The sequence below is a fragment of the Nocardia sp. NPDC058640 genome, assembly GCF_042716995.1.
Taxonomy (GTDB): Bacteria; Actinomycetota; Actinomycetes; order Mycobacteriales; family Mycobacteriaceae; genus Nocardia.
The window spans coordinates 757,363-777,151 of sequence record NZ_JBHXRG010000001.1 but is presented as its reverse complement, the minus strand read 5'-3'; the positions used below and the strand labels follow the sequence as shown (position 1 = coordinate 777,151).

Below are 19,789 nucleotides of genomic sequence, written 5' to 3'. Positions count from 1 at the left end.
ATAACCATCGTCGACCAGGCGTTATGCTCGATCGTCTGCGACGGTGTCATCGGCGCGGCGCTGCGGTGATGCGGATTCGTTGCGCGCACAATTTCTTCGACATTGCTGTCTGTGAACGACGCTGCGGTCCGCTCGCGCGCTGGCGCAAGTGGAGTGCCTCGCCCGCGAACTATGGTTCTCCGGCGATGAAACTAGCGTTGTCCACGGAGATTGTAGCGTGATATTCTGCGCAATCGGAAATTTCGACACCGTTGAATGCTGTGCGAAAACGGCTCGCCACCGATGTTCGCGCGCGGCGGCGGTGTGTCGCAGGACAATTCGCGGGTGGGGGGATTTCGGGCGTGTCTCGAATGTAATCGAGCTCACTGTTACCGCCGGTACCGCGTGTGAGACATTTCTAGGTGTGAGCATCACCGACACCGTCACCACTGCCGCGCGCAACGCGTGGGCGCTGAGCTTCGGCGCGGGCATCGAGCCCGTGGACCCCGCGCCCTCCACCGTGCTGTGGGACGAGCCGCACCGCCTGCTGCGTCGCTACGACACCGAATTCCAGTCCGCGGCAAGCGATTCCGCGGTGTTGCTGGTGCCGCCGCTGGCCGCTCCCGCCACCTGTTTCGACCTGCGCCGCGATCAGAGCCTGGCCCGCTTCCTGGTGGAAACCGGGCGCGCGCCCTACCTGGTCGACTACGGCGACATCACCTTCGCCGACCGCAAGATGGGCTTCGAGGACTGGATCTGCGACATCCTGCCCGAGGCGATCCTGCGGGTCAGCGCCGATCGCGGTGGCGCGCCGGTGGACCTGGTCGGCTGGTCGGTCGGTGGCATGTTCTCGCTGCTCACCGCCGCCGCGAACCCGGAATTGCCGATTCGTTCGGTCACCGGCGTCGGCCCGCCGTTGGACTACGACAAGATGCTGGGGATCCCGCAATTGCGCGCGGTCGCGAAATTCACCGGCGGCTGGGGCAGCACCGCGATCGTGCGCGCGGCCGGTGGCATTCCCGCACCGCTGACCAAACTCGGCTATCGGCTGGCCGCCTTCGACCGTGAACTGGCGCGACCGGGGTTCATCGCACGCAATATCACCGATAAGCAGACCCTGGCCAAGATGGAATCCATCGACCGTTTCCAGGCCGCCATGCCCGGCTATCCCGGCCGCTTCTACAACCAGCTGTGGGGCCGGATGATGCTGGCCAACGACATCGGCAACGGCAAGCTCGAACTGGGCGACCGCACCGTGGAACTGGCGAACGTGCGGGTGCCGGTGCTGCTGATCGGCGGCACCACCGACGTGATCACGCCCAAGGCCGCCGTCGAGGCCGGTTTGCGCACGCTGTCGGGTTCGCCGTCGGTCACCTACGAGGTCGTGCCGGGCAGTCACCTGGGCATCCTCACCGGTCCCGATGCGCGCGAAACCACCTGGGCGCACCTGGACAAGTTCCTGGCCGAACGCGATTGATCTTCGATCGGGACTATTCTTGATAGTTATGGGAGCCCAAACCACCAGCGTGCCGGAATTCTTCTCCACCGAACCGCTGCCCGCGGACCACGCCGGGGTGACGGAACTGTTCGCGGTCCTCGCCTACGGTGAGCTGTCGGCGTTCTACCGACTGGCCGAAGAGGCGAAGCAGGCACCGTCGTTGCGCGGCCGGATCGGTGTCGCGAAGATGGCCGCCGCCGAACTCGCGCACTTCGAAACCCTCGAAGCCGCGCTGACCGCCCGTGGCGCCGACGCCGAGGCCGCGATGGCCCAGTACCAGGGCGCGCTGGACTCCTACCACGCCTCCACCGACCCCTCGACCTGGCTCGAGTCGATGGTGAAGTTCTACGTCGCCGACGGCCTGGCCGCCGACTTCTACTCCGAGATCGCCGACGCGCTCCCGGCAGAAGTCGCCGACGTGGTCCGCGACGTCCTCGCCGAAACCAGCCACTCCCAGTTCGTGGTCGACGAGGTTCGCAGCGCCGTGGAGTCCAGCCGCTCCGAACGCGACCGCCTCACCCTGTGGGGCCGCCGCCTCCTCGGCGAAGCCATCACCCAGGCCCAGTTCGTCATGGCCCAACGCGACGAACTCGCCGAACTGGTCCTGGCCGCCACCGGCGACCTCAACGGCATCGCCACCCTGTTCGACCGCATGCAGGAACGCCACGCGGCCCGCATGGCCGTGCTCGGTTTGTAGCCGCCGAAGTGAGCAACGGTCCTCGCCTGACGACGAGGCCCGTTGCTCGCGTCGAGGTAGCCTCGCGAGCCCACCGTGAATGCAACGAAGGTGTTTACTGCGGGCGGAGATCGACGCCTGGGTCCGATGCCACCAATTGTTCGTCGGCCTGAATCGCCGACGCCGTGCCGGAGAAATCGAAGGGTTTATTGCTCGTTTCCCACCAAGACGTCGTCTGCTTCACGGTCGATCCATCGAGAAAGAGGTAACTTCCTGTCGGGAGGACATCGTCACCGGCGGAATCCTCTGGGATACCCTCCCAGCAAATTCCATTTGTTCCTGCGGCGAGATTTATCTCATCAGATGTCATATTCGGCCGTATTTCAACGACGTGATCCCAGTTATCCGACCACCCTGCGGCGCGAGTGATCGTACGGAGTGTAGTCGGCTCACTGCGATCGGCTGCGGCAATGCTTTCCTGACGAAATCTCATTCCAGATCCAAGAACCTCACCCCGAATGGGCAAAGAAACCCTTGACATGCAGTTTTGGAGCGATTCAACTCGCCGATCGGGTATCAACGCACATCCAGAACAGATAACCAATGCCGCGACAAGCCAAGCGACTGGAACAGAATCTCTTCCCCGCATCAGCGACCACCTGGCAACGGAACGCCTATGTCCAATACGCATGCCGGAAGGCGTCACCTTGCCCGTCATCGAACGTGGCCGGGTACAGCTGGGCGCAGAGTTCATCGGCCTCTCTCTTGATCAAAGCGAGCCCCACGATGCCCCCTGGCCCATGCGTTTCCAACGCGGAATCCATCAGGTCGATCTCCTCCTGCGACATCACCGCTGGCTGATAATTCGAATCGACGGTCCGAAACTTCGCTCGAACGGTCGTCACTCGCCAGCGGCGCGCTGTACCAGGCGCAATTCCGGTGTGCGGGTCGCGGTTTCGCGGGGGAGCCAGATGACTACCTGTTGGTCCTTATCGGCCGACAGGGTTTGCACCGTGTAGGTGAGGGTGCCTCGGGTGGGGTGTTCGAAGCCCAGCAGGGTGGGGAGGTCTTCGGCTAGGCGGTGGGGGTGCCAGCGGCGGGCGAAGTCGGGTTCTTCGGTGAGGGTGGCGATGATTTCGGCGATGCGTTCGTCGTCGGGGCGGCGCAGGCGCGTTCTGGACAGTTGGTCGGCGATGTTGTCGGCGAACTGGGGCCAGTCGGTGATCGTGGTGCGGGCCAGGGGGTGGTAGAAGGTCCACAGGGCCAGGTTGACCAGGTCGGGGTTGTCGAGCAGGCCCAGCGGGGTGACCAGGTCGGCCCAGGCGGTGTTCCAGGCGAGCACGTTGGCGCGGGGGCCCAGTGCGAAGGCGGGGGTGGGGGAGAGGGCGTCGAGGACGCTGCGAAGGGCTGCGGGCACCTGATCCAGAACCGGGTCGAAAGCTGTACTGGGGCACCGTGATTCGCTGCTGGTGGTCAAGGCGAGCCAGCCGAAGTGGGCGCGTTCGGTGTCGTTGAAACGCAAGGCGGTGGCGAGTGCGTCGACGATGGCCATCGACGGATTCGTGTCACGGCCCTGCTCGATGCGGGCCAGGTAATCGGCGCTGACCCCGGCCAACACCGCGACCTCTTCCCGGCGCAGACCGGGCGTGCGACGGCGACCCCCACCGGGCAGACCCACATCCTCGGGACGCAATTCGGCCCGGCGGGCGATGAGAAGTTCCGCGAACGCCGAACGAGCACCCGGATGATCCGCCATACCTGCGCCTACCATTTCTCGATGGTGCCTGGTCGTGGCCTTGTCAGCCACGCCCTGTCGGGACCAGGATAACCACGGTCTGGTTAACGGACCACGGTCCGGTCAGGGTGGAGTCATGACTTCCTCGACACAGACACAAGCGCTGAAGGCCGGCTCCTGGGCCCTCGACACCTCCCACGCCTCGGTCGGCTTCTCCATCCGCCACCTCGGAATCGCGAAGGTGCGCGGCGGCTTCACCCGCTTCACCACCGAGTTCGTCGTCGACGAAACCGGCGCCGCCACCCTGGCCGCCACCATCGACCTCGACTCGTTCGACACCGGCAACGCCGACCGCGACCACCACATCCGCCAGGCCGACTTCCTCGACGTCGCCAACCGCCCGACCCTGAGTTTCCGTGCGACACAACCGGTTCAGATCGCGGAGTCCTTCACGGTCACCGGTGAAGCTACCCTCGGCGCCATCACCCAGCCGCTGACCCTGGACGTGGAATGGGGCGGCATCGCCGACTTCCCCGACGGCACCCGCCACGCCGGCTTCTCCGCCACCGGCTCCATCAAGCGCACCGACTTCGGCGTCGGCGTCCCCATGCCGGGAATGCTGTCGGACACCGTGAAGATCGAACTCGAGATCGAACTCGTCGAACCGGCGTAACCCCCGTTCGCTCACAGCGCAGGCGGCTCCGACACCCGTGTCGGGCCCCTGCACTAACCTGGGGGCTGACAACACAGGACTCTTACGTTCGGAGGTTGGCCGTGGAGGTCAAGATCGGTATTTCGGATAGCCCGCGAGAGCTCGTCATCAACAGTGCGCAAAGCCCTGAAGAGATCGAGGCGCTGGTGTCCGATGCGCTGAGCGGCTCCGCAGGCGTGGTGTCACTCACCGACGAGAAGGGCCGGAAGTTCCTGATCCAGGCCGCGAAGGTCGCCTACGTGGAGATCGGTTCCCCGGCGACGGGCCGCGTCGGCTTCGCCACGGTCTAAAGACCACGGTGTAAAGACACAGAATTGCCCCGCTACCTTTCGAAAGGTGGCGGGGCAATTTTTGTTCGAACTACAAGTCTTGCGAAGCGCGCTGCGCGGCGGTGAGCGGCACGTGCTTCAGACCGCCCCACGCCAGCGACGCGGTGGTGTCCACGGCCTCGTCCTTGGGAACCGGGCGATCGGCCTCGAGCCAGTAGCGGGCTGAGAACTGGCTGGCGCCGACCAGACCCACGGCCAGTATCCGCGCCCGGTACGGGTCAAGGCCCGAGTCGTGGGCGACCAGGTCGAACACCGCGTCGACGCACGCCTCGGTGGCCTGTTCGACGCGACGCTGCACCTGCGGTTCGCTGGTGAGGTCGGATTCGAAGACGAGGCGGAAGCCCTGCATCTCGTTGTCGACGAAATCGAAGAACGCGGCGACCGCGGCCCGCACACGCTGCTTGTTGTCGGTGGTGGAGCGCAGTGCCTGCCGCACGCTGGACACCAGGATGTCCACGTAGTTCTGCAGCACCGCCAGGTACAGCTCGAGCTTGCTGGCGAAGTGTTGGTACAGCACCGGCTTGCTGACCCCGGCCACCTGGGAGATCTCGTCCATGCCCGCCGCGTGGTAACCACGCTGGACGAAAACCTCACTCGCGGCGAGCAGCAGCTGCTGGCGGCGCTCGTCACGGGGCAGACGGGTGCCGCGCTTGGCCGGGACCGTCTCCGGCACCGATCGGCGCGAGGGCATGCGGTCCACGAGGTCAGTCATCTCGGCTCTCTTAGTAGTTTTCGCCACGGCGCAGGTGCGGTCCGGGTATCCCAGAAACGATACCCGCAGGGTGTTGTCCCTGGGTTTCGCCCTGGAAATGTAGTACCAGTCCGCGAAGTTCGCCGGGCCGTAACCGGGCGAACTGCTGCGGCCGCCCGCATGGCGGATTTGCGCACTGTGAGAATCTGGTGGGGTGACCGACCCGGATGACCATGCCGACGGCGGGCGCGATGTCGCCGGCTCCGCGCAACCCGCCGAGTCCGGTGCTGTCATCTCGGCCTCGCCGGGCCAGGAATTACAGGTGTACGACCCGCTCGGGTTGTATCAGCCCGCGGACCGCTCCCGGCAGCCGCTGCGGGCCCGCTGGGATCCCACCGACCACGACAACGGCCGACCGCGCAGCCCGCAACGTGACGCGAAGAAACAGAGTGCGCTGGGCCGGTTCGTGTCCGCCTACGGCTGGCGGGCCTACGCGCTGCCGGTGTTGCTTGCCATCACCGCCCTGGTGGTCGTGGACGCGGTGCGCGCGGGCCCGATACCCGCGCTGACCGACCCCGGTTTCGGTGCGCTGAGCCCGAAGGTGGCCCAGTCCGGCATCATCGGCGCACCGCCGGGCGACGGGAAGTTCCCCGCGGACCTGCCGCTGGGCGCGCTGCCCGAGGGCGGCGAGTACGTCGAACGCGCGGCGGGCACCTGGCATATCGTGCCGGGCACCAGCGCCCAGGTCGGCGCGGGCACCGAGCGCGTGTTCCGGTACACCGTCGAGGTCGAGGACGGCATCGACACCACACCGTTCGGCGGCGACGCGGCCGTGGCGAAAATGGTGGAGACCACCCTGGCCAACCCGAAGAGCTGGTCCAACGACCCCAAGTTCGGCTTCCAACGCATCGACGCCGGCCCCGCCGACTTCCGACTGTCGCTGACCTCACGCGAAAGCACCCGCGCCGCTTGCGGTTTCGAGATCCCGATCGACTCCTCGTGCTACAACGCCGACCTGGACCGCGTGGTGCTGTCGGAGGTCCGTTGGGTGCGAGGCGCACTGGCCTTCGACGGCGACATCGGCTCCTACCGGCAGTACCAGATCAACCACGAGGTCGGCCACGCCATCGGCTACCACGGGCATCAACCCTGCGAAACCGACGGCGGGCTGGCCCCGATCATGATGCAGCAGACCTTCGGCACCAAGAACAACGACATCGCCCTGCTCGACCCGCACGGTGTGGTCCCCGCCGACGGCAAGACCTGCCGGTTCAACCCCTGGCCGTACCCGCGCGGTTAGTGGCCTGCCGCATGCGGGACCATATTCGGGAAGAACAGCGCGGCAGGTCTTGTTGAAGTCAGCAGAACGGCCACCAGCGCCACCTCGAACACAGGAGTTCTCACGTGTCTTTCACCGGGACGTTGCCGCCGCTCGTCGAGCCGGCCGCGGAGCTGACCAAGGACGAAATCGCCCGCTACAGCCGACACCTGATCATTCCTGATCTCGGTGTCGACGGGCAAAAACGTTTGAAGAACGCCAAGGTCCTGGTGATCGGCGCGGGCGGCCTCGGCTCACCCGCCCTGCTCTACCTCGCCGCGGCAGGTGTCGGAACCCTCGGCATCGTCGAGTTCGACGAGGTCGACGCCTCCAACCTGCAGCGCCAGATCATCCACGGCGAATCCGACATCGGCCGCCCCAAGGCCGACAGCGCCCGCGATTCCATCCTGGAGATCAACTCCGGAATCGACGTGCGGCTGCACAAGATTCGCCTGGAACCCGACAACGCCGTCGAACTGTTCGCCGAATACGACCTGATCGTCGACGGCACCGACAACTTCGCCACCCGCTACCTGGTCAACGACGCCGCCGTGCTGGCGGGCAAGCCGTACGTGTGGGGCTCGATCTACCGTTTCGAAGGCCAGGTCTCGGTCTTCTGGGAAGACGCCCCCGACGGCCGCGGCATCAACTACCGCGACCTGTACCCCGAAGCCCCGCCCGCGGGCATGGTCCCGTCCTGCGCCGAGGGCGGCGTGCTCGGTGTGCTGTGCGCGTCGATCGGTTCGGTGATGGTGACCGAGGCGATCAAGCTGATCACCGGCATCGGCGAGACGCTGCTGGGCCGTCTGATGGTCTACGACGCACTGGACATGAACTACCGCACCATCAAGCTGCGCCGCGACCCGCAACGCGAACCGATCACCGAACTGATCGACTACGACGCGTTCTGCGGTGTGGTGTCCGAGGAAGGCACCGCCGCCGCGGCCGGTTCGACCATCACCGCCGCCGAGCTCAAGGATCTCCTCGACGCCGACAAGATCGAACTGATCGACGTGCGCGAACCGGTGGAGTGGGACATCGTGCACATCGCCGGGGCGACCCTGATCCCCAAGGACCGCATCCTGTCCGGTGAGGCGCTGTCGGAACTGCCGCAGAACAAGCCGATCGTGCTGCACTGCAAGACCGGAATCCGTTCCGCCGAAGCGCTTGCCGCGTTGAAGCGGGCCGGTTTCGCCGACGCCACGCACCTGCAGGGCGGCGTGGTCGCCTGGGCCAAGCAGGTCGATCCGTCGCTGCCCGTCTACTGATAGCTGCCGGTTCGCGACCTCGCCGGTTGTTGCGGTGAGGTCGCGAAGTGGAGTATCACAGCGTGCCTTGGGACTTCCGTGCCGATCTCGGGGTTACGGTACGGCCGTGACCTCAGTCGAACCTCCCGAGCATGTGCGAGCCACATTCGGGCTTCGCGAAGTGACGCCGGTTTCCCTCGGAGACTGGGACGGTGGCTGGCGCATGGGTGACGTGGTGCTCAGCCCCGTGGCCGATCACGCGCGGGCCGCCTGGTCGGCGAAAGTGCGCGAACACCTCGCCGTCGACGGCCTGCGCGTAGCCCGTCCCGTCCGTGCCACCGACGGCCGCTATGTTGTCTCCGGTTGGCGCGCGGACACTTACGTCGACGGCGCCCCCGAACCCCGCCACGACGAAGTGGTTTCGGTCTCGCTGCGCCTGCACAAGGCCACCGCCGAACTGGAACGCCCCCGCTTCCTCGTCCAACCCCCCGTCGCCCCCTGGGTGGACGTGGACGTGTTCGTGGCCGCCGACCGCGCCGCCTGGGAATCGGTCCCGCTGCGCACCCTGCGCGCGGGCGGCGTCCCCATCGCCACCACCCCCGACGGCCAACGCTCCCTGGAACTGATCGGCCAACTGTCGACCCTGCGCAAACCGGTCCGCAGCCCCAGCCAACTCGTCCACGGCGACCTGTTCGGCACGGTGTTGTTCACCGGCGCCCACACCCCCGGCCTCACCGACATCACCCCCTACTGGCGTCCCGCGACATGGGCCGCCGGTGTGGTCGTAGTCGACGCGCTCGCGTGGGGAGGCGGCGACGACGGACTGCTCGACCGCTGGTCGACCCTTCCCGAATGGCCACAAATGTTGTTGCGCGCCTTGATGTTCCGCTTAGCGGTCCATGCATTACACCCACGTTCGACCCCCGAAGCGTTCCCCGGGTTGGCGAGGACCGCTGACATGGTGCGTTTGGCACTGTGATGCGAAGACCCCTCCGGTCCTGACCGATCGGTCGATCTTGGCCTGAAAACTGTTGACGCCCAACGTTTCTGATTCCTTCGTGCTACCGTCGTCGAGCATCGCTGTCGTGTGTCCTGCGTCGGGGGCTCACCGCAGCATTCACGAGCGGTGAGGATTGCTGCAGGTGAGAATCCAGCCCAGACAACAGATTCTGGACATTTGGAGTGCCCTCGTCTCGGCGTGTTACCGAGACGGGAAATGGGACTGGGAGGGCGGCGTCCTCGGCGCCAACTCGGTCAGTGACTCCGAACTGTTGCTGTGCCTGCTGTACCCGGCGACCGAGATCGAAAGCTTCGCGCTCGACCGGCCCGACACCATGGCCGACGACGTCCGCGAAACTCTTTACGAACTCGGCGGATCGTTCATGATCGGTCTCACGGTCTTCGAGTTGCTCGAGGAATTCCTGCAGCGCAATTCATCCGACGGCCTTCCTCGATTCGACGCGGGTAGCTACCTCCAATCAACCACCGATGACGAGCCGACAGCCTCGCAGTTGTCGATCGCTGTGGTCGACAGCTACTCGATGTCGGTCACGCTGTGTGTCGCCGGAATGGGGTTCGCCCAGGTCTTCTGCCAGGATCACAATTTCCAGGGTCAGCCGGACGCCGAAGAACGCAGCAAGAATCTCATGGCCGGGCTGAGTACCCGACTGACAGCGGCATTGACTGCATTGGTCCGCAGCTTCGTGGTCAACACAGCCGCGCCTCGCTCGCCAGCGGGTCGGGCGATGTTGTCGATGTTCAACCAGGGTGACCAACCCGAGCGGGTCATCCTCGAATCGATCCATCGAAGTCTCGAACGGGTTCGAACTCGGCTGCGAACCGACGTCGCCCTCGGCCACGCCGACGAGAACAACGATCTGCACGATGACACGTTGCTGTTCGAGTGCGGCTGGAGTTGGGGCATCCACGAGAACGCGGCCGAAGTCGACTTCGTGAGCGAGGAAGTCGAGCAACCGGTAGGCGTTGCCGATCCGCGCCCGTATCTGTACTTCACCATCGTCGCCCTCGACGGCATCAACGACGTGCTCTCGCAACGAACACGAGAGTTGAACCTGCTCAACGACGAGCAATACCGGCTCGTCGAAGCGCTACGTCTGCGCTGGGATCTCACCCAACGGTATTGGGCGACCGTCGCGCGGTTCGGATCCAGTCGCTGGCCGCTGGAAGACCTTCCCTGGAAGACCTCTGATGGCGAAGAGTCCGACTACTTCAGTTTGATCGTGTCCGCCGTGCTGATTCAGGAACTTGTCTCGCGCACTGCCTCCGATGACGACCTGACCCGTGCGGTGGGCATTTTCGACGAGTTGGCGCGGCGTGGCCGGATCACGCGCAGACCGACTCGTGACGACCCCGCTGTCGCCTTGCACACACCCGGTGTCCGAATGATGCTGCGCGGTACCGAGAAGATCAACGGTGATGGCCCGCAGTTGTCCTGGATCGTGTCGGACTTCGCACCGGTTCTGCTCAAACGAATCCTGCAGGCCGCGCGACTGTCGAACAATATCGGCGCCCGCGACCAGTTGATGGAATTGGCCAAGGAAGTGATGGACCATCTCGACCAGCGGGTCATCGCGGAGGGCGATGCCGCCCGGCTCTGGGACAATCCGGGAGCATTGTTCGGTGGCGCGCAGCAATCGCAGCCGTCTTGGTATCTGACCAAGCGGGTGCTCGAGTGCTTGGTCGCCGCGGAGCGCACCTATCGAGAGGCGCCGCTTCACTCGCCTGCCATGGTCAACCGTGCTGTCGAGTTACTCAATGAGGCTGAGCACCTGCTCAATCAGGAGATGCTCAACACCAGCACGGTCACGGAATCGGCGGCCCGCCGAAAGTCGGCCAGGATGCCCGACCGGCAGGTCTTGAGCAAAGTCGAACAACAGTTGGTCCGGGCACGAGAACTGGTGAACGTTCAACCGGGCACGTCGTTCGCGTTGGCCTCGGCCGCGCTGACCGAACTCGACACCCTCGCCGTTGCCCGCACCCTCGCGGTGGAAGGGATGTGACGCCGATGATCGTGTTCGCGACATCCGACAAAGGTGGCACCGGCCGATCGGTCACCAGTTGCAATATGGCCTACCGCCTTGCCATGGGACGCAATATGAAGGTCGCCTACCTCGATTTCGACTTCGGCTCGCCAACCGCGGGGGCGCTGTTCGAGGTCAGTTCGGTGGAGGACGGCACCGGTTCGGGGGCAGGGCTGCATTCGTACCTGGAAGGCAGAACGTCGGTACCGGAACGGGTCAACGTCCGAACCTCGACCGATCGCGAAGCACTGCGTTCGCAGCGCTCGCGTGGCGGGCTGACGCTGTTTCCAGGCGACAGGGGCGGCGGTGAAACGGTAACTGCCACCCCGGCTGTAGTCGTGCGCTGTGTCGATCTTTTGAAAGAGCTCGACACGCAGTTTCCGGTCGTGATCGTCGACCTCAGTTCGGGCCGGTCCGCGGCGATGAAGATCGCACTGGAAGCGACCAGCCCCGCGAACATGATCCAGAACAAGGTGCGCTGGCTGGTCTTTCACCGGTGGACACGCCAACACGTCATGGCGGCGCACAGCTTGGTTTGGGGCGCCGACGGAATCGTGCAGTCCGGTGTGGCCGCGATTACCAAGGGTCGTCCGTGGTACACCGAAACGGAGCTGGAATCGCGAATCCGCTACGTGCGGACCGCCGTACCAAGTTTGGCGGATGCCGCTACCGCTAGCGGTGGTCCGCAGGCCGCATGGGTGCAGAGACAAGACGACGCCTTGCGATCGCTCGCCGCGCGCAAACGGCTCGGCGCGGGCAGAGTGCTCGGCGAAACCCCGGTCGATCCGCTCCTGCAATGGCGCGAACAGATCATCCTCGACGCCGATGTCAACGCGGGTATCGCGAACCCTCCAACGGCGGAAGCGTTCGAGGATCTGGCCAGAGCTCTCATCGACGAGGACACGTGGGTACCCGTGGAGAATCGGCGTCGTGTGTAGGCACTTCTCGATGGACGAACTCGCCAACCGACCGGATCGGATGCAGTCGTGTAAATGCTGAGTACACTGCCCCTGGTTTCGATGTTCGGGATCGGCGCGGCGTCTAGGCTTGACTACATAGGTTCTTGTGCGCGAACGCAAGGGAGCAGATGACTACCATCGCGGAAACCGTGCGATATCGGGAGCCGACGCGGGCCGACCTGCCCGATATTCAGGTGATCGACGGCGCGGCCTTTCGTGACCGCTATCCCTTCTTCGTCCTGCGGCAGTTGCTGGAGGCGGACGGTTCCCGCTCCGTCGTCGCTGTCGAACCCGGCGACAGCGAGGACAAGGTGGTCGGATATGCGATGACCATCAAGGGCGAAGGCACGAGGGCATGGCTGATCAGCCTGGCAGTCTCGCCCGATCGACGCGGGTACGGCTACGGCCACGGTCTGCTGCGGCGCAGCATCAAGGTGTGCCTGAAAAAGGGTGACGTGGACGAGGTCTGGTTGACCGTCGACCCGCAGAACGTCGCCGCCTACAAGCTGTTCACGGATTTCGGTTTCGTGCTGCGCGAACATGACGAACGGTATTTCGGCGATGACGAACCTCGCGATGTGCTGGTCTACAAGCTGCACCGCCTGCCGACAGACCTCACGGCTGACACCGGCGAAAACGGTTACACTGGAACTTGATTCGGGGGTATTCGCCTGCGGCCAGGCGCAGGCTGGGCACGACACGGGGGTGATCGGATGGTGGGGGCCAGGGTGCAGCCATCGCAGCACGATCCGGTCGTCAAAGATATCGGTGACCGGGCGCTGCGCTACACCCAGAAACTCGATTCGCTCGGGGTCGCCGAAACCGACGTCCTCGATGACCTGGACGTCCAAGTCGAAGCCCTGCTCGACCGCCCCGAACTGCTCAAACGAGGGCCGCAAAGCAACAAGCTGCGGTTCGGCACCGTGTACGCGGAGGTGTCGAACGCGGTGCCCAGCGATGACGAGGTCTGGCGCAAACCTCTGATCGCCGGGCTGATCGCCGCCGAAGTCGAATTCCGTGGACCGCTGCGGCTGAGCCCGACCCAGAACACCTTGCTCGCCGCGCAATTCGAGACGTTGGCTACCGCGTTGACCCGCCGCTGGTCGCCCACGGACGCGACGGATGCGCATCGCGCGCACGCGATGCGCGAGTTGCCCGCGCACGCGGTGCGTGCTTGGAGCGCCGCCGTGGAATTGCACCGCCGCGCCAAGGACGCCGGGGCGCAGGATCGGTGCGCGCTGGCGCTGGCGCGAGTGCGCCGCCGCACCGTCGCACCGGGCTGGCGGCGCGGGGTCAGCATGGTGGCAGATCTTTTGTGCGGCTACGGGTATCGGCCGTTCTGGCTGCTTGGTTGGGTTGTCGTGCTGATCGTCGTGTGCACCGGCCTGAGCCTGGTGTGGGCCGGGAACACGTCGTGGATCGACATCGTCTATCTGGGTGTCCTCAATCCGCTGGATCCGAAAGATGACAACGACTTGGCCGCACCGGTGCGCGTCCTGCTCGGGGTCGAGGCGTGGTTGGGCGCGGTTTCGATGTCGGTGTTCTTCGCGCTGTTGGTCCGTCGCTGGTTCCGGCTGTGATCACCAGCCACCAGGCGGGTCTTCGCCGCGCGCGGCGTAGTACGTAGCCACCTCGATCCGGCGCTGCACCTGTTCGACGCGGGCTGTCCACTGTTTGGAGAAGTTGGCCGCTGCTTGCAGGTCTCGCCACGGTGCCCGCATCGCGGCCGGGACCTGCGCACCCGGCATCCACAGGTGCGCGAGATGTTCGAACACCGGGGCGAGCACAGCGACCTGCTGGCCGTCGCTGAATGCCTCGGCCGCAAGCACTTTCGCGTCGATGACCGTCAGTAGCCAGTCGTGGACGGCGACATCCTGACAGAACCGTAGGGCGTCGGGGAGATCCGTCGCCTCCCGTACCGTCACTCGTAAGGTCCTGGACAGGTCGTCCTCGACACGCATCGACACCGCCGGCCCGGCGGCGCCACCGATGATGGCGGTCCATCGCAGCCGCGTGGTCGGTGCCCGCAGCGGCGGGCGTTGGTCCAGTACCGGCGAGGACCTCAGTTCGTCGAGGTGCCGGGCGCAGATCGAGGCGAGATCCAGCGTGTTCGGGCCGGGTGGGGCGAAATAGCCTGCGGCCAATTCCTTGTCGGCGATCGCGTGGTCGGGCAGGTCACCGATCACCTCAGTCACTCCGACTTGGCTGATGTAATGCGACCATGGCCTGCGCTTCTTCTGCGGCGGCCGCACTACCGTGGTGTGCGCGGACAGTTGCGACAACCGGCCACCGACCAGGACCGCGGTCGACTCCACGGTCCCTACCGCGCGTGCGGTCGTGGTCGTGCCCCAGCCGAGGTGGCAGTCGACGCCGGTCGCGCGACGCGGCGAAAAGGCAAGCGCCCCAGGGCGTTCACGCCGGCGAACGGTCGCGCCGGCAACCGTGGACAGCAGTTCGTCGGTGGCCTGGCTGTCCATGGTCAACGAATGCGGAAGCAGGCAGGTGCGGATCTCGCCGAGCACCACCAGCGGCGTCGGCGGTCCTGACGTGGCGCGGCGCGCTGGTGGTGGCGTGCGGGTCGAATGGTTCACGTCGGTCACGATCAGGTCCCATCTAGCAACAGATGTCCCACGCGTTCAACGACTTTGGCCGGAACCAGCACGCCCTCGGCACTACCGAGGGCCGCGACCTGCGCGGCGACATCGTCATCGGGCGCGAGGTGGTCGAGGATGACCCGCACCGCCGACTCGATCAACAGATAGCGTTTGGGCAGCATCGACAATGTCCGGTACGCCGTGAACGGTGCCGCGTCCGGATTGAGCCGCATCACCGGCGGCAGGTCCGTCCAGCGGTCCGGCCAAGCCCGGTCGGCAGTCCACAGCTGCGGATCTACCACGGGCGCACCGTGATAGCGCAGCATGCCGAGGCGCAACAGCTGCCACACCGCGGCCAGGAACGGGCACGACCAGCGTCGCTCCTGGTCCTGGTCCTGGTCCTGGTCGTGCCAGAGCTCCACGTCGAGGAAGATAGAATGCTCGCCGCGGCCGTACTCCTGCGGCGGCCGGTATGGCTGCGGATGCATCGCCGGGCGCGACGAGGCGTTCTGCTCCCGACGCCCATTACACAGCCACCCGGACTCGGCGGTGGGTGGTCGACGGCCGTTGGCGACTTCTTCGTCCTCGGGCTGGGCGATGAGCCGAGCCGCCACCATCTCCGCGACTGGGACATTTTCTCCGACGGCGACCCCGCCCGCAAATACTGGCGCTTGGTGGCAGGCCGATTCCCTGGCCAGATAGTCGATGGTCAATCCGGCGTCGGCGGCGGCGCCGAGCAGGCCGTCGAGCACGTCGGCCGGTTCGAATCGGGGTTGGAAGTAGTCATCGGTGAGGTAGCAGGTACTCACCTGGGTGTCCGGCCCGAATTCGATTCGCGCCGACTCGATGAAAGCGGCGACCAGCGGGACCGCGCGTCGGAACTGCGCGCGGACGAGGTCGGTGTCGTAGAGGATTTCCTCGTGTCGGAAATGGCAGACCTCGATCGACAGGTGAGCCATGGGTAGCGGTGTGATGACCGATTCCTCGGACGCCTCGCGATAGGTTGGTGAATTCATCTACTCGATATCCCAGGTCGCCGAATCGGTAAGTCGCCGAGCCAGATCCGTGTATGCCTCGACAGTCGCCAGGTTGGCTAGCCGGGCGTTCACGTCGGCATCGAGGATGAGCTGTTCGCGCCACTGCAGCATCGGCTCGATCGGTGTCTGCCCCAACACCATGGCCGCGCCGATGCCCTCGGCCATGGCCAGTTCGCGCAGCGCCTTGGACTGCTCGTTCAGCCAAGCCGCCTGCGGCGGGTCCACCGATCGGGCACCTTCTGACGCGGCGACTGCCGTGCGCACGCAACGGGTGGACGCCAGCAGATCCCGGCGGTCGTGACGCAAGAGTGCGCCGGTCTCGATCAGCCCATGCGAGCCGTGCACCAGGCCACCAGCGGCCAGCACATGCTGGCGTGTCCACCGATGGAACACGAGCCAGCGGTGCGCGCGATGCGCCAGCATGCTCGAGGCGGTGGCCCGTAACGCGATCTCGAGGGCGATCGAGCGGCCGGCGCTGAGATCGACTATCACCACGGCGAATTCGCTCAGTAGCTTGGCGAGCAATGTGACGGCACGTGCCACCATGGCGTCGTCACAACCGAATTCGGCGCCGCCCTCGTCACCGGGCAGCAGCACCAGTTGGCCGGCTCCGGGCGCCGGTCGACGCAGCTGGGGGCGGTCGGTTTCGCGGCCGACGACCAGCCGCCGCGGTTCGCCGGTCTCCCCGAGGAGATACGAATGCATCCCGCGACCCTCGGTGACGCCGCGTCCGGCGTGGCCGATCTCGAACAGCGCGCCGGCGGTCGGAGACCCGAAATCGAAGTCGACGTAGGCGACGTCGAGGCCGCGCAGACACAGCCGGTAGGCAACGTTGCAGCTGGTGACCGAGCGTCCGGTGCCGCCTTTGTCGGAGGTCGCGAAGACCAGCATCGAGTCAGTGCCTGGGGCGCTCATCGGGTGGCGTCCTCCCGGGCATAGGCGAGCGCGTCGAGCCGCTCCAGTGCTTTGCCTGCCAGCGAGTCCGCTGAGTGCGGCCGCTTGGTCAGGATGTCCGCGGCACGGTCGAGTAGCTGTTGGATCGCCGCCAGCTCCTGGAAGCGCGGCGAGTACTCGGCATCGGTGACCTGCAGCAATTCCTGATTGAGCAGATGCTCGGCCTCGCCGATCCTGCCGATCGCGGCGTTCACCACCTCGTCGGTGGCCAGCGGCGGTCGAGTGTAGGTGTTGTGCGCGACGACCAGGCACTCCATCATGCGTTCGGTCAGGAACCACGATGGGGCACCATCACCGTTCGAGCCGAGGTTGTCCCACAGGCCCGCCGAACGGCCCCCGACGATAGACCGGTCCTGCATGTGCTCCAGGGACGCTGCGGCGAGGTCGAGCAGTTGCTCGCGGGTATCCACGTCGCGCGCCAGCCGCGCGGCCTGCAGACTGCGCTTGAGCAACAGTGTGGTGAAGTCGTTGACGTGGTAGCCCAGGATCGGGCCGGCGTCGATGGACTCAGATCCCTTGAGCGTCAAGGTGACTCCGGGATAGTGCAGCAGGGCAGCGGGATCGTCCGGGATCTCGCGGTGGATGATCTTGCCCCGGCGGGCCAGCTGGCGCAGCACTGCGGCGGTGCGCGCGAGGTCGGTGGTGGACTCCCGTTCCAGCAGTTCCTGGATGAGGAAGGCTGTCACGGCCAGGCTGTAGTAGTCCGACTGCTTGCCGTCGGAAGTCCGCCACGGCAGGTCTTCGAGCGGCCAGCGGCCGGTGCCGAAGCGCGAGATCGTGGACCAGTAGCGCTGGGTCAGTTCCGCGCGGCGCTTGAGCGACTCGACCAGCAGGATCTGATGCGGCTCGAACAGGTCGGATTCCTGGGTACGTTGGGAGTACAGGTCCTTGATCCCGTCGAGCGCGACGAGGGTGAAGTAGAGGTAGGGCTCGGTGACCGCGACGCCGGGTTGGCTGGCGATCCGGCCGCTGAATTCGGAGAGGTTACCGGCGTTCGTGTCGATTCCCCACGACCAGCCGCATTCGAAGGCCCGATTGGCGTCGTTGAGGTCGATGTCGGCGGAATGGCCGCTGCGCACATCGAGTTTGGCCTGCACCCGGATCTGTTCGAGCGCGTCGGTGAAGTCGGCGATGACGTCTTTCACCGGGGCACCGGTCTGGTTCACCAGCTGCAGGATCTCCTGCCCAGCGGGGGACGAGAATTTCGGGGTGTGGATGACGAAACTCCGGATCAGACCACCCATCGCGGAGGTCAGTCGGGCGCTCACTCGGGGGATCAGCGCCTCGATGCGCTCGCTCAGCCGCCGGGCCTCGCGGCGCACCTCGTGCACCAGGTACCGCTGCATTCCACGCAGGAAGCGTAGCGACGCGATGCACAGACTCAGCGACATCGAATACGAGTCGACCACCTCGAGCTCGCACTGCGCAGCTGTCGGCTCGCCGAATCCCACATCGCGAAAGTAGCTGCCGCCTGCAAACAGCGGCTCCCCGTCGGCGTCGGTGTAGGCGTCTATGAACTCCTCGATCTTCGTCACCAGCGCGGCGCTGACTCGGATGTCGTCGCCCAGCACCGCCATCACCGAGGCGATATCGTCGGCGGTAGCGATGCTGTCCGGGTCGAGGGCGAAACTCGCCAGCTCGGTCGCCGGATACAGCAGGCACATGAGCTGCTCGGCGTCACTGATCGAATTGCGTCCGTCACGTCCGCCCCAGACCCAATTGCCATCGCGGAACGAGGTGCGCAGGTGCGCGCGCCAGAGATCCAGAAGTTGTTGCCGCGGTCGAACTCTCATCGATACCCCCTACGTACCACTGCCCCTTCAGTGTGGACGCTCGACCACGTTCTTGTCATCGGTTGTGCTGGAATACCTTTCGATGTTCATCGGCGATGCCTCTTGTCACTTCTCACTGGGTGCGTCATCGTTCCGGTCAGCAGCGGGCCCGCGTCGAGTGTCGGCATCGCATCCAGCCGGATAGGCTCTTGGACTTGTGAGTTCACTGTTTCACGAGGCGACAGCCGGGGTTCGGATCGCGGCAGTGCCGATGTCGCATGTCTCGATCGAGATCGGGCGATTCTCGATGGACGAACTCGCCCACTGCCCCGACAAGATCGGCGCCGATCTGACTAGAGTCGCACCGCTGGTGCACTCCTTCGCCGAGCGGGCCCGCGACGAGTTCGCTGACCGAGCTGGCGGCCGTTCAAGAGTTCGGGTCAGCACCTGTTTCCTGATTGACGACTACTTCCGTGGCGATACCGACCCACGTGAAATCTTGCCGCGGTTCCTGCGACTGGTCGGTGAATCCAGTATCGAACTCGACTATCTAGGCCGCGAATCCGCTTGTGCGTTCGCGCCGCGACCAGACAGTGATTCGATGCCGATTCGCCTTGCTCGTGTGGTCGCAGACATGGTCGTGGCTGAGCCACCCCCGGGATATGACGGGCGTCGTCCACCGACCTCTGAGCTCGGTTGGTTGGCTAACGGTGAGCGTTCCAGTGACCACGATAAGTCGCGCGCGAGCAACTTGGGCGCCTACTTTCCTCCAGGGGAGCTGGGGTCACGCAACCACTCGGTGCACTTAGACGTCGAGATGTGGCGCGGAACTCCCGAGCATGAAACCGAACCGAACTATTGGTCGTACCCATTCCTGGCATCGGTCTGGCAGTTGTTGCGGCTCGGAATGCTTCGCTACGAAGGCGGCCATGTCGCGCAGCCGCAGGATTTCACGGATTGGCATCCAGACACCCTGCCTGCCCGATGGAGCATGTTGCCTGCTGTCATGCAGTTGCGCGAGCGGCCCAAACCGTTTGCGGCGTACCGTTCGGTGTCCATCATGCACAAGCGATACCTCGGTGTCGAACACTCGGTACAGCAGATTCTCGACCATGTCAGTATCGAACCGGGGGTGCGTGCAGCATTCGCTGAGTGTGCAGCGCGGGATCGAATGCCACTATCCGACAGTCAAAGTGACCGTCTCCAGTACGTCTTCCTCAGCGCGTGCTGAGGCCGAGACGTAATCT

19 protein-coding genes are annotated in these 19,789 nt (G+C 65.3%); 12 read left to right on the top strand and 7 right to left on the bottom strand.

Features of this window, described 5'->3' with window-relative positions:
* The first annotated feature begins 403 nt into the window (after window positions 1-403).
* Window positions 404-1,456 carry an alpha/beta fold hydrolase gene (locus tag ACFWU5_RS03715; RefSeq protein WP_379266052.1) on the top strand — a complete coding sequence of 351 codons (1,053 nt, stop codon included), beginning with the start codon at window positions 404-406 and terminating at the stop codon, window positions 1,454-1,456.
* Between the two features lie 28 nt (window positions 1,457-1,484).
* Window positions 1,485-2,174: a ferritin-like fold-containing protein gene (locus tag ACFWU5_RS03710; protein ID WP_379266051.1), complete on the top strand. Its 690-nt coding sequence runs from the start codon at window positions 1,485-1,487 to the stop codon at window positions 2,172-2,174.
* A 94-nt stretch (window positions 2,175-2,268) separates the two neighbouring features.
* Here ACFWU5_RS03710 and ACFWU5_RS03705 read toward each other — a convergent pair whose 3' ends face one another.
* Both ACFWU5_RS03705 and ACFWU5_RS03700 read right to left on the bottom strand, forming a co-directional pair.
* Entirely contained in the window at window positions 2,269-2,646 is a 378-nt protein-coding gene (locus ACFWU5_RS03705) for a hypothetical protein (RefSeq protein WP_379266050.1), read from the bottom strand.
* A gap of 408 nt (window positions 2,647-3,054) precedes the next feature.
* Window positions 3,055-3,924: a helix-turn-helix transcriptional regulator gene (locus ACFWU5_RS03700; protein ID WP_379266049.1), complete on the bottom strand. Its 870-nt coding sequence runs from the start codon at window positions 3,922-3,924 to the stop codon at window positions 3,055-3,057.
* A gap of 100 nt (window positions 3,925-4,024) precedes the next feature.
* Here ACFWU5_RS03700 and ACFWU5_RS03695 point away from each other — a divergent pair, with 100 nt between their 5' ends.
* Window positions 4,025-4,561, top strand: a complete 537-nt coding sequence (locus ACFWU5_RS03695; RefSeq protein ID WP_379266048.1) for a YceI family protein — start codon at window positions 4,025-4,027, stop codon at window positions 4,559-4,561.
* Window positions 4,562-4,662: 101 nt separating this feature from the next.
* Window positions 4,663-4,890, top strand: coding sequence for a DUF3107 domain-containing protein (locus ACFWU5_RS03690; protein ID WP_357366222.1), 228 nt, complete (start codon window positions 4,663-4,665; stop codon window positions 4,888-4,890).
* Window positions 4,891-4,960: 70 nt separating this feature from the next.
* Here the strand turns inward: ACFWU5_RS03690 and ACFWU5_RS03685 are convergent, their stop codons facing one another.
* The gene (locus ACFWU5_RS03685) at window positions 4,961-5,641 is read right to left on the bottom strand and encodes a TetR/AcrR family transcriptional regulator (protein WP_379240234.1); all 681 of its coding nucleotides are present in this window, start codon (window positions 5,639-5,641) and stop codon (window positions 4,961-4,963) included.
* Between the two features lie 193 nt (window positions 5,642-5,834).
* Between ACFWU5_RS03685 and ACFWU5_RS03680 the strand changes: the two genes are divergently transcribed.
* From ACFWU5_RS03680 to ACFWU5_RS03650, 7 genes are all read left to right on the top strand, one after another.
* Window positions 5,835-6,920 carry a DUF3152 domain-containing protein gene (locus tag ACFWU5_RS03680; protein ID WP_379240235.1) on the top strand — a complete coding sequence of 362 codons (1,086 nt, stop codon included), beginning with the start codon at window positions 5,835-5,837 and terminating at the stop codon, window positions 6,918-6,920.
* Between the two features lie 104 nt (window positions 6,921-7,024).
* Window positions 7,025-8,206 carry an adenylyltransferase/sulfurtransferase MoeZ gene (moeZ, locus tag ACFWU5_RS03675; RefSeq protein WP_379240236.1) on the top strand — a complete coding sequence of 394 codons (1,182 nt, stop codon included), beginning with the start codon at window positions 7,025-7,027 and terminating at the stop codon, window positions 8,204-8,206.
* Between the two features lie 106 nt (window positions 8,207-8,312).
* Window positions 8,313-9,164 (top strand): TIGR02569 family protein, encoded by an 852-nt coding sequence (locus tag ACFWU5_RS03670; protein ID WP_379240237.1) that lies wholly within the window; start codon window positions 8,313-8,315, stop codon window positions 9,162-9,164.
* Window positions 9,165-9,327: 163 nt separating this feature from the next.
* Complete coding sequence (locus ACFWU5_RS03665) at window positions 9,328-11,205, top strand: SCO2524 family protein (RefSeq protein ID WP_379266047.1); 1,878 nt, start codon at window positions 9,328-9,330, stop codon at window positions 11,203-11,205.
* Window positions 11,206-11,210: 5 nt separating this feature from the next.
* Complete coding sequence (locus ACFWU5_RS03660; protein ID WP_379240240.1) at window positions 11,211-12,164, top strand: SCO2523 family variant P-loop protein; 954 nt, start codon at window positions 11,211-11,213, stop codon at window positions 12,162-12,164.
* Window positions 12,165-12,313: 149 nt separating this feature from the next.
* On the top strand, window positions 12,314-12,841 hold the full coding sequence (locus ACFWU5_RS03655) for a GNAT family N-acetyltransferase (protein ID WP_379240241.1): 528 nt from the start codon (window positions 12,314-12,316) through the stop codon (window positions 12,839-12,841).
* A 72-nt stretch (window positions 12,842-12,913) separates the two neighbouring features.
* Complete coding sequence (locus ACFWU5_RS03650) at window positions 12,914-13,765, top strand: hypothetical protein (RefSeq protein WP_379240242.1); 852 nt, start codon at window positions 12,914-12,916, stop codon at window positions 13,763-13,765.
* On the opposite strand, the gene ACFWU5_RS03645 is transcribed toward ACFWU5_RS03650, so the two are convergent.
* From ACFWU5_RS03645 to ACFWU5_RS03630, 4 genes are read right to left on the bottom strand one after another with little or no spacing between them, the layout of a single operon-like run.
* Complete coding sequence (locus tag ACFWU5_RS03645; protein WP_379266046.1) at window positions 13,766-14,785, bottom strand: SCO2521 family protein; 1,020 nt, start codon at window positions 14,783-14,785, stop codon at window positions 13,766-13,768. It abuts the gene before it with no gap.
* A 2-nt stretch (window positions 14,786-14,787) separates the two neighbouring features.
* Complete coding sequence (locus ACFWU5_RS03640; RefSeq protein ID WP_379266044.1) at window positions 14,788-15,795, bottom strand: SCO2522 family protein; 1,008 nt, start codon at window positions 15,793-15,795, stop codon at window positions 14,788-14,790.
* Window positions 15,796-16,731 carry an SCO2523 family variant P-loop protein gene (locus ACFWU5_RS03635; protein WP_379240245.1) on the bottom strand — a complete coding sequence of 312 codons (936 nt, stop codon included), beginning with the start codon at window positions 16,729-16,731 and terminating at the stop codon, window positions 15,796-15,798. It lies immediately after the preceding gene.
* On the bottom strand, window positions 16,728-18,563 hold the full coding sequence (locus tag ACFWU5_RS03630; RefSeq protein WP_379240246.1) for an SCO2524 family protein: 1,836 nt from the start codon (window positions 18,561-18,563) through the stop codon (window positions 16,728-16,730). The genes ACFWU5_RS03635 and ACFWU5_RS03630 overlap by 4 nt, the downstream gene beginning before the upstream one ends.
* Window positions 18,564-18,759: 196 nt before the next feature.
* On the opposite strand from ACFWU5_RS03630, the gene ACFWU5_RS03625 reads away from it, so the two are divergent.
* Complete coding sequence (locus ACFWU5_RS03625; RefSeq protein WP_379240247.1) at window positions 18,760-19,773, top strand: SCO2522 family protein; 1,014 nt, start codon at window positions 18,760-18,762, stop codon at window positions 19,771-19,773.
* The last annotated feature ends 16 nt before the right edge of the window (window positions 19,774-19,789 follow it).

Excerpts from the sequence above, each read along its gene's own strand:
- ACFWU5_RS03685 (WP_379240234.1), bottom strand. The coding sequence starts at position 5,641 with ATGACTGACCTCGTGGACCGCATGCCCTCGCGCCGATCGGTGCCGGAG.
- ACFWU5_RS03655 (WP_379240241.1), top strand. The coding sequence starts at position 12,314 with ATGACTACCATCGCGGAAACCGTGCGATATCGGGAGCCGACGCGGGCC.
- ACFWU5_RS03695 (WP_379266048.1), top strand. The coding sequence starts at position 4,025 with ATGACTTCCTCGACACAGACACAAGCGCTGAAGGCCGGCTCCTGGGCC.
- ACFWU5_RS03660 (WP_379240240.1), top strand. The coding sequence starts at position 11,211 with ATGATCGTGTTCGCGACATCCGACAAAGGTGGCACCGGCCGATCGGTC.
- ACFWU5_RS03635 (WP_379240245.1), bottom strand. The coding sequence starts at position 16,731 with ATGAGCGCCCCAGGCACTGACTCGATGCTGGTCTTCGCGACCTCCGAC.
- ACFWU5_RS03630 (WP_379240246.1), bottom strand. The coding sequence starts at position 18,563 with ATGAGAGTTCGACCGCGGCAACAACTTCTGGATCTCTGGCGCGCGCAC.
- ACFWU5_RS03710 (WP_379266051.1), top strand. The coding sequence starts at position 1,485 with ATGGGAGCCCAAACCACCAGCGTGCCGGAATTCTTCTCCACCGAACCG.
- ACFWU5_RS03640 (WP_379266044.1), bottom strand. The coding sequence starts at position 15,795 with ATGAATTCACCAACCTATCGCGAGGCGTCCGAGGAATCGGTCATCACA.
- ACFWU5_RS03705 (WP_379266050.1), bottom strand. The coding sequence starts at position 2,646 with ATGAGATTTCGTCAGGAAAGCATTGCCGCAGCCGATCGCAGTGAGCCG.
- ACFWU5_RS03700 (WP_379266049.1), bottom strand. The coding sequence starts at position 3,924 with ATGGTAGGCGCAGGTATGGCGGATCATCCGGGTGCTCGTTCGGCGTTC.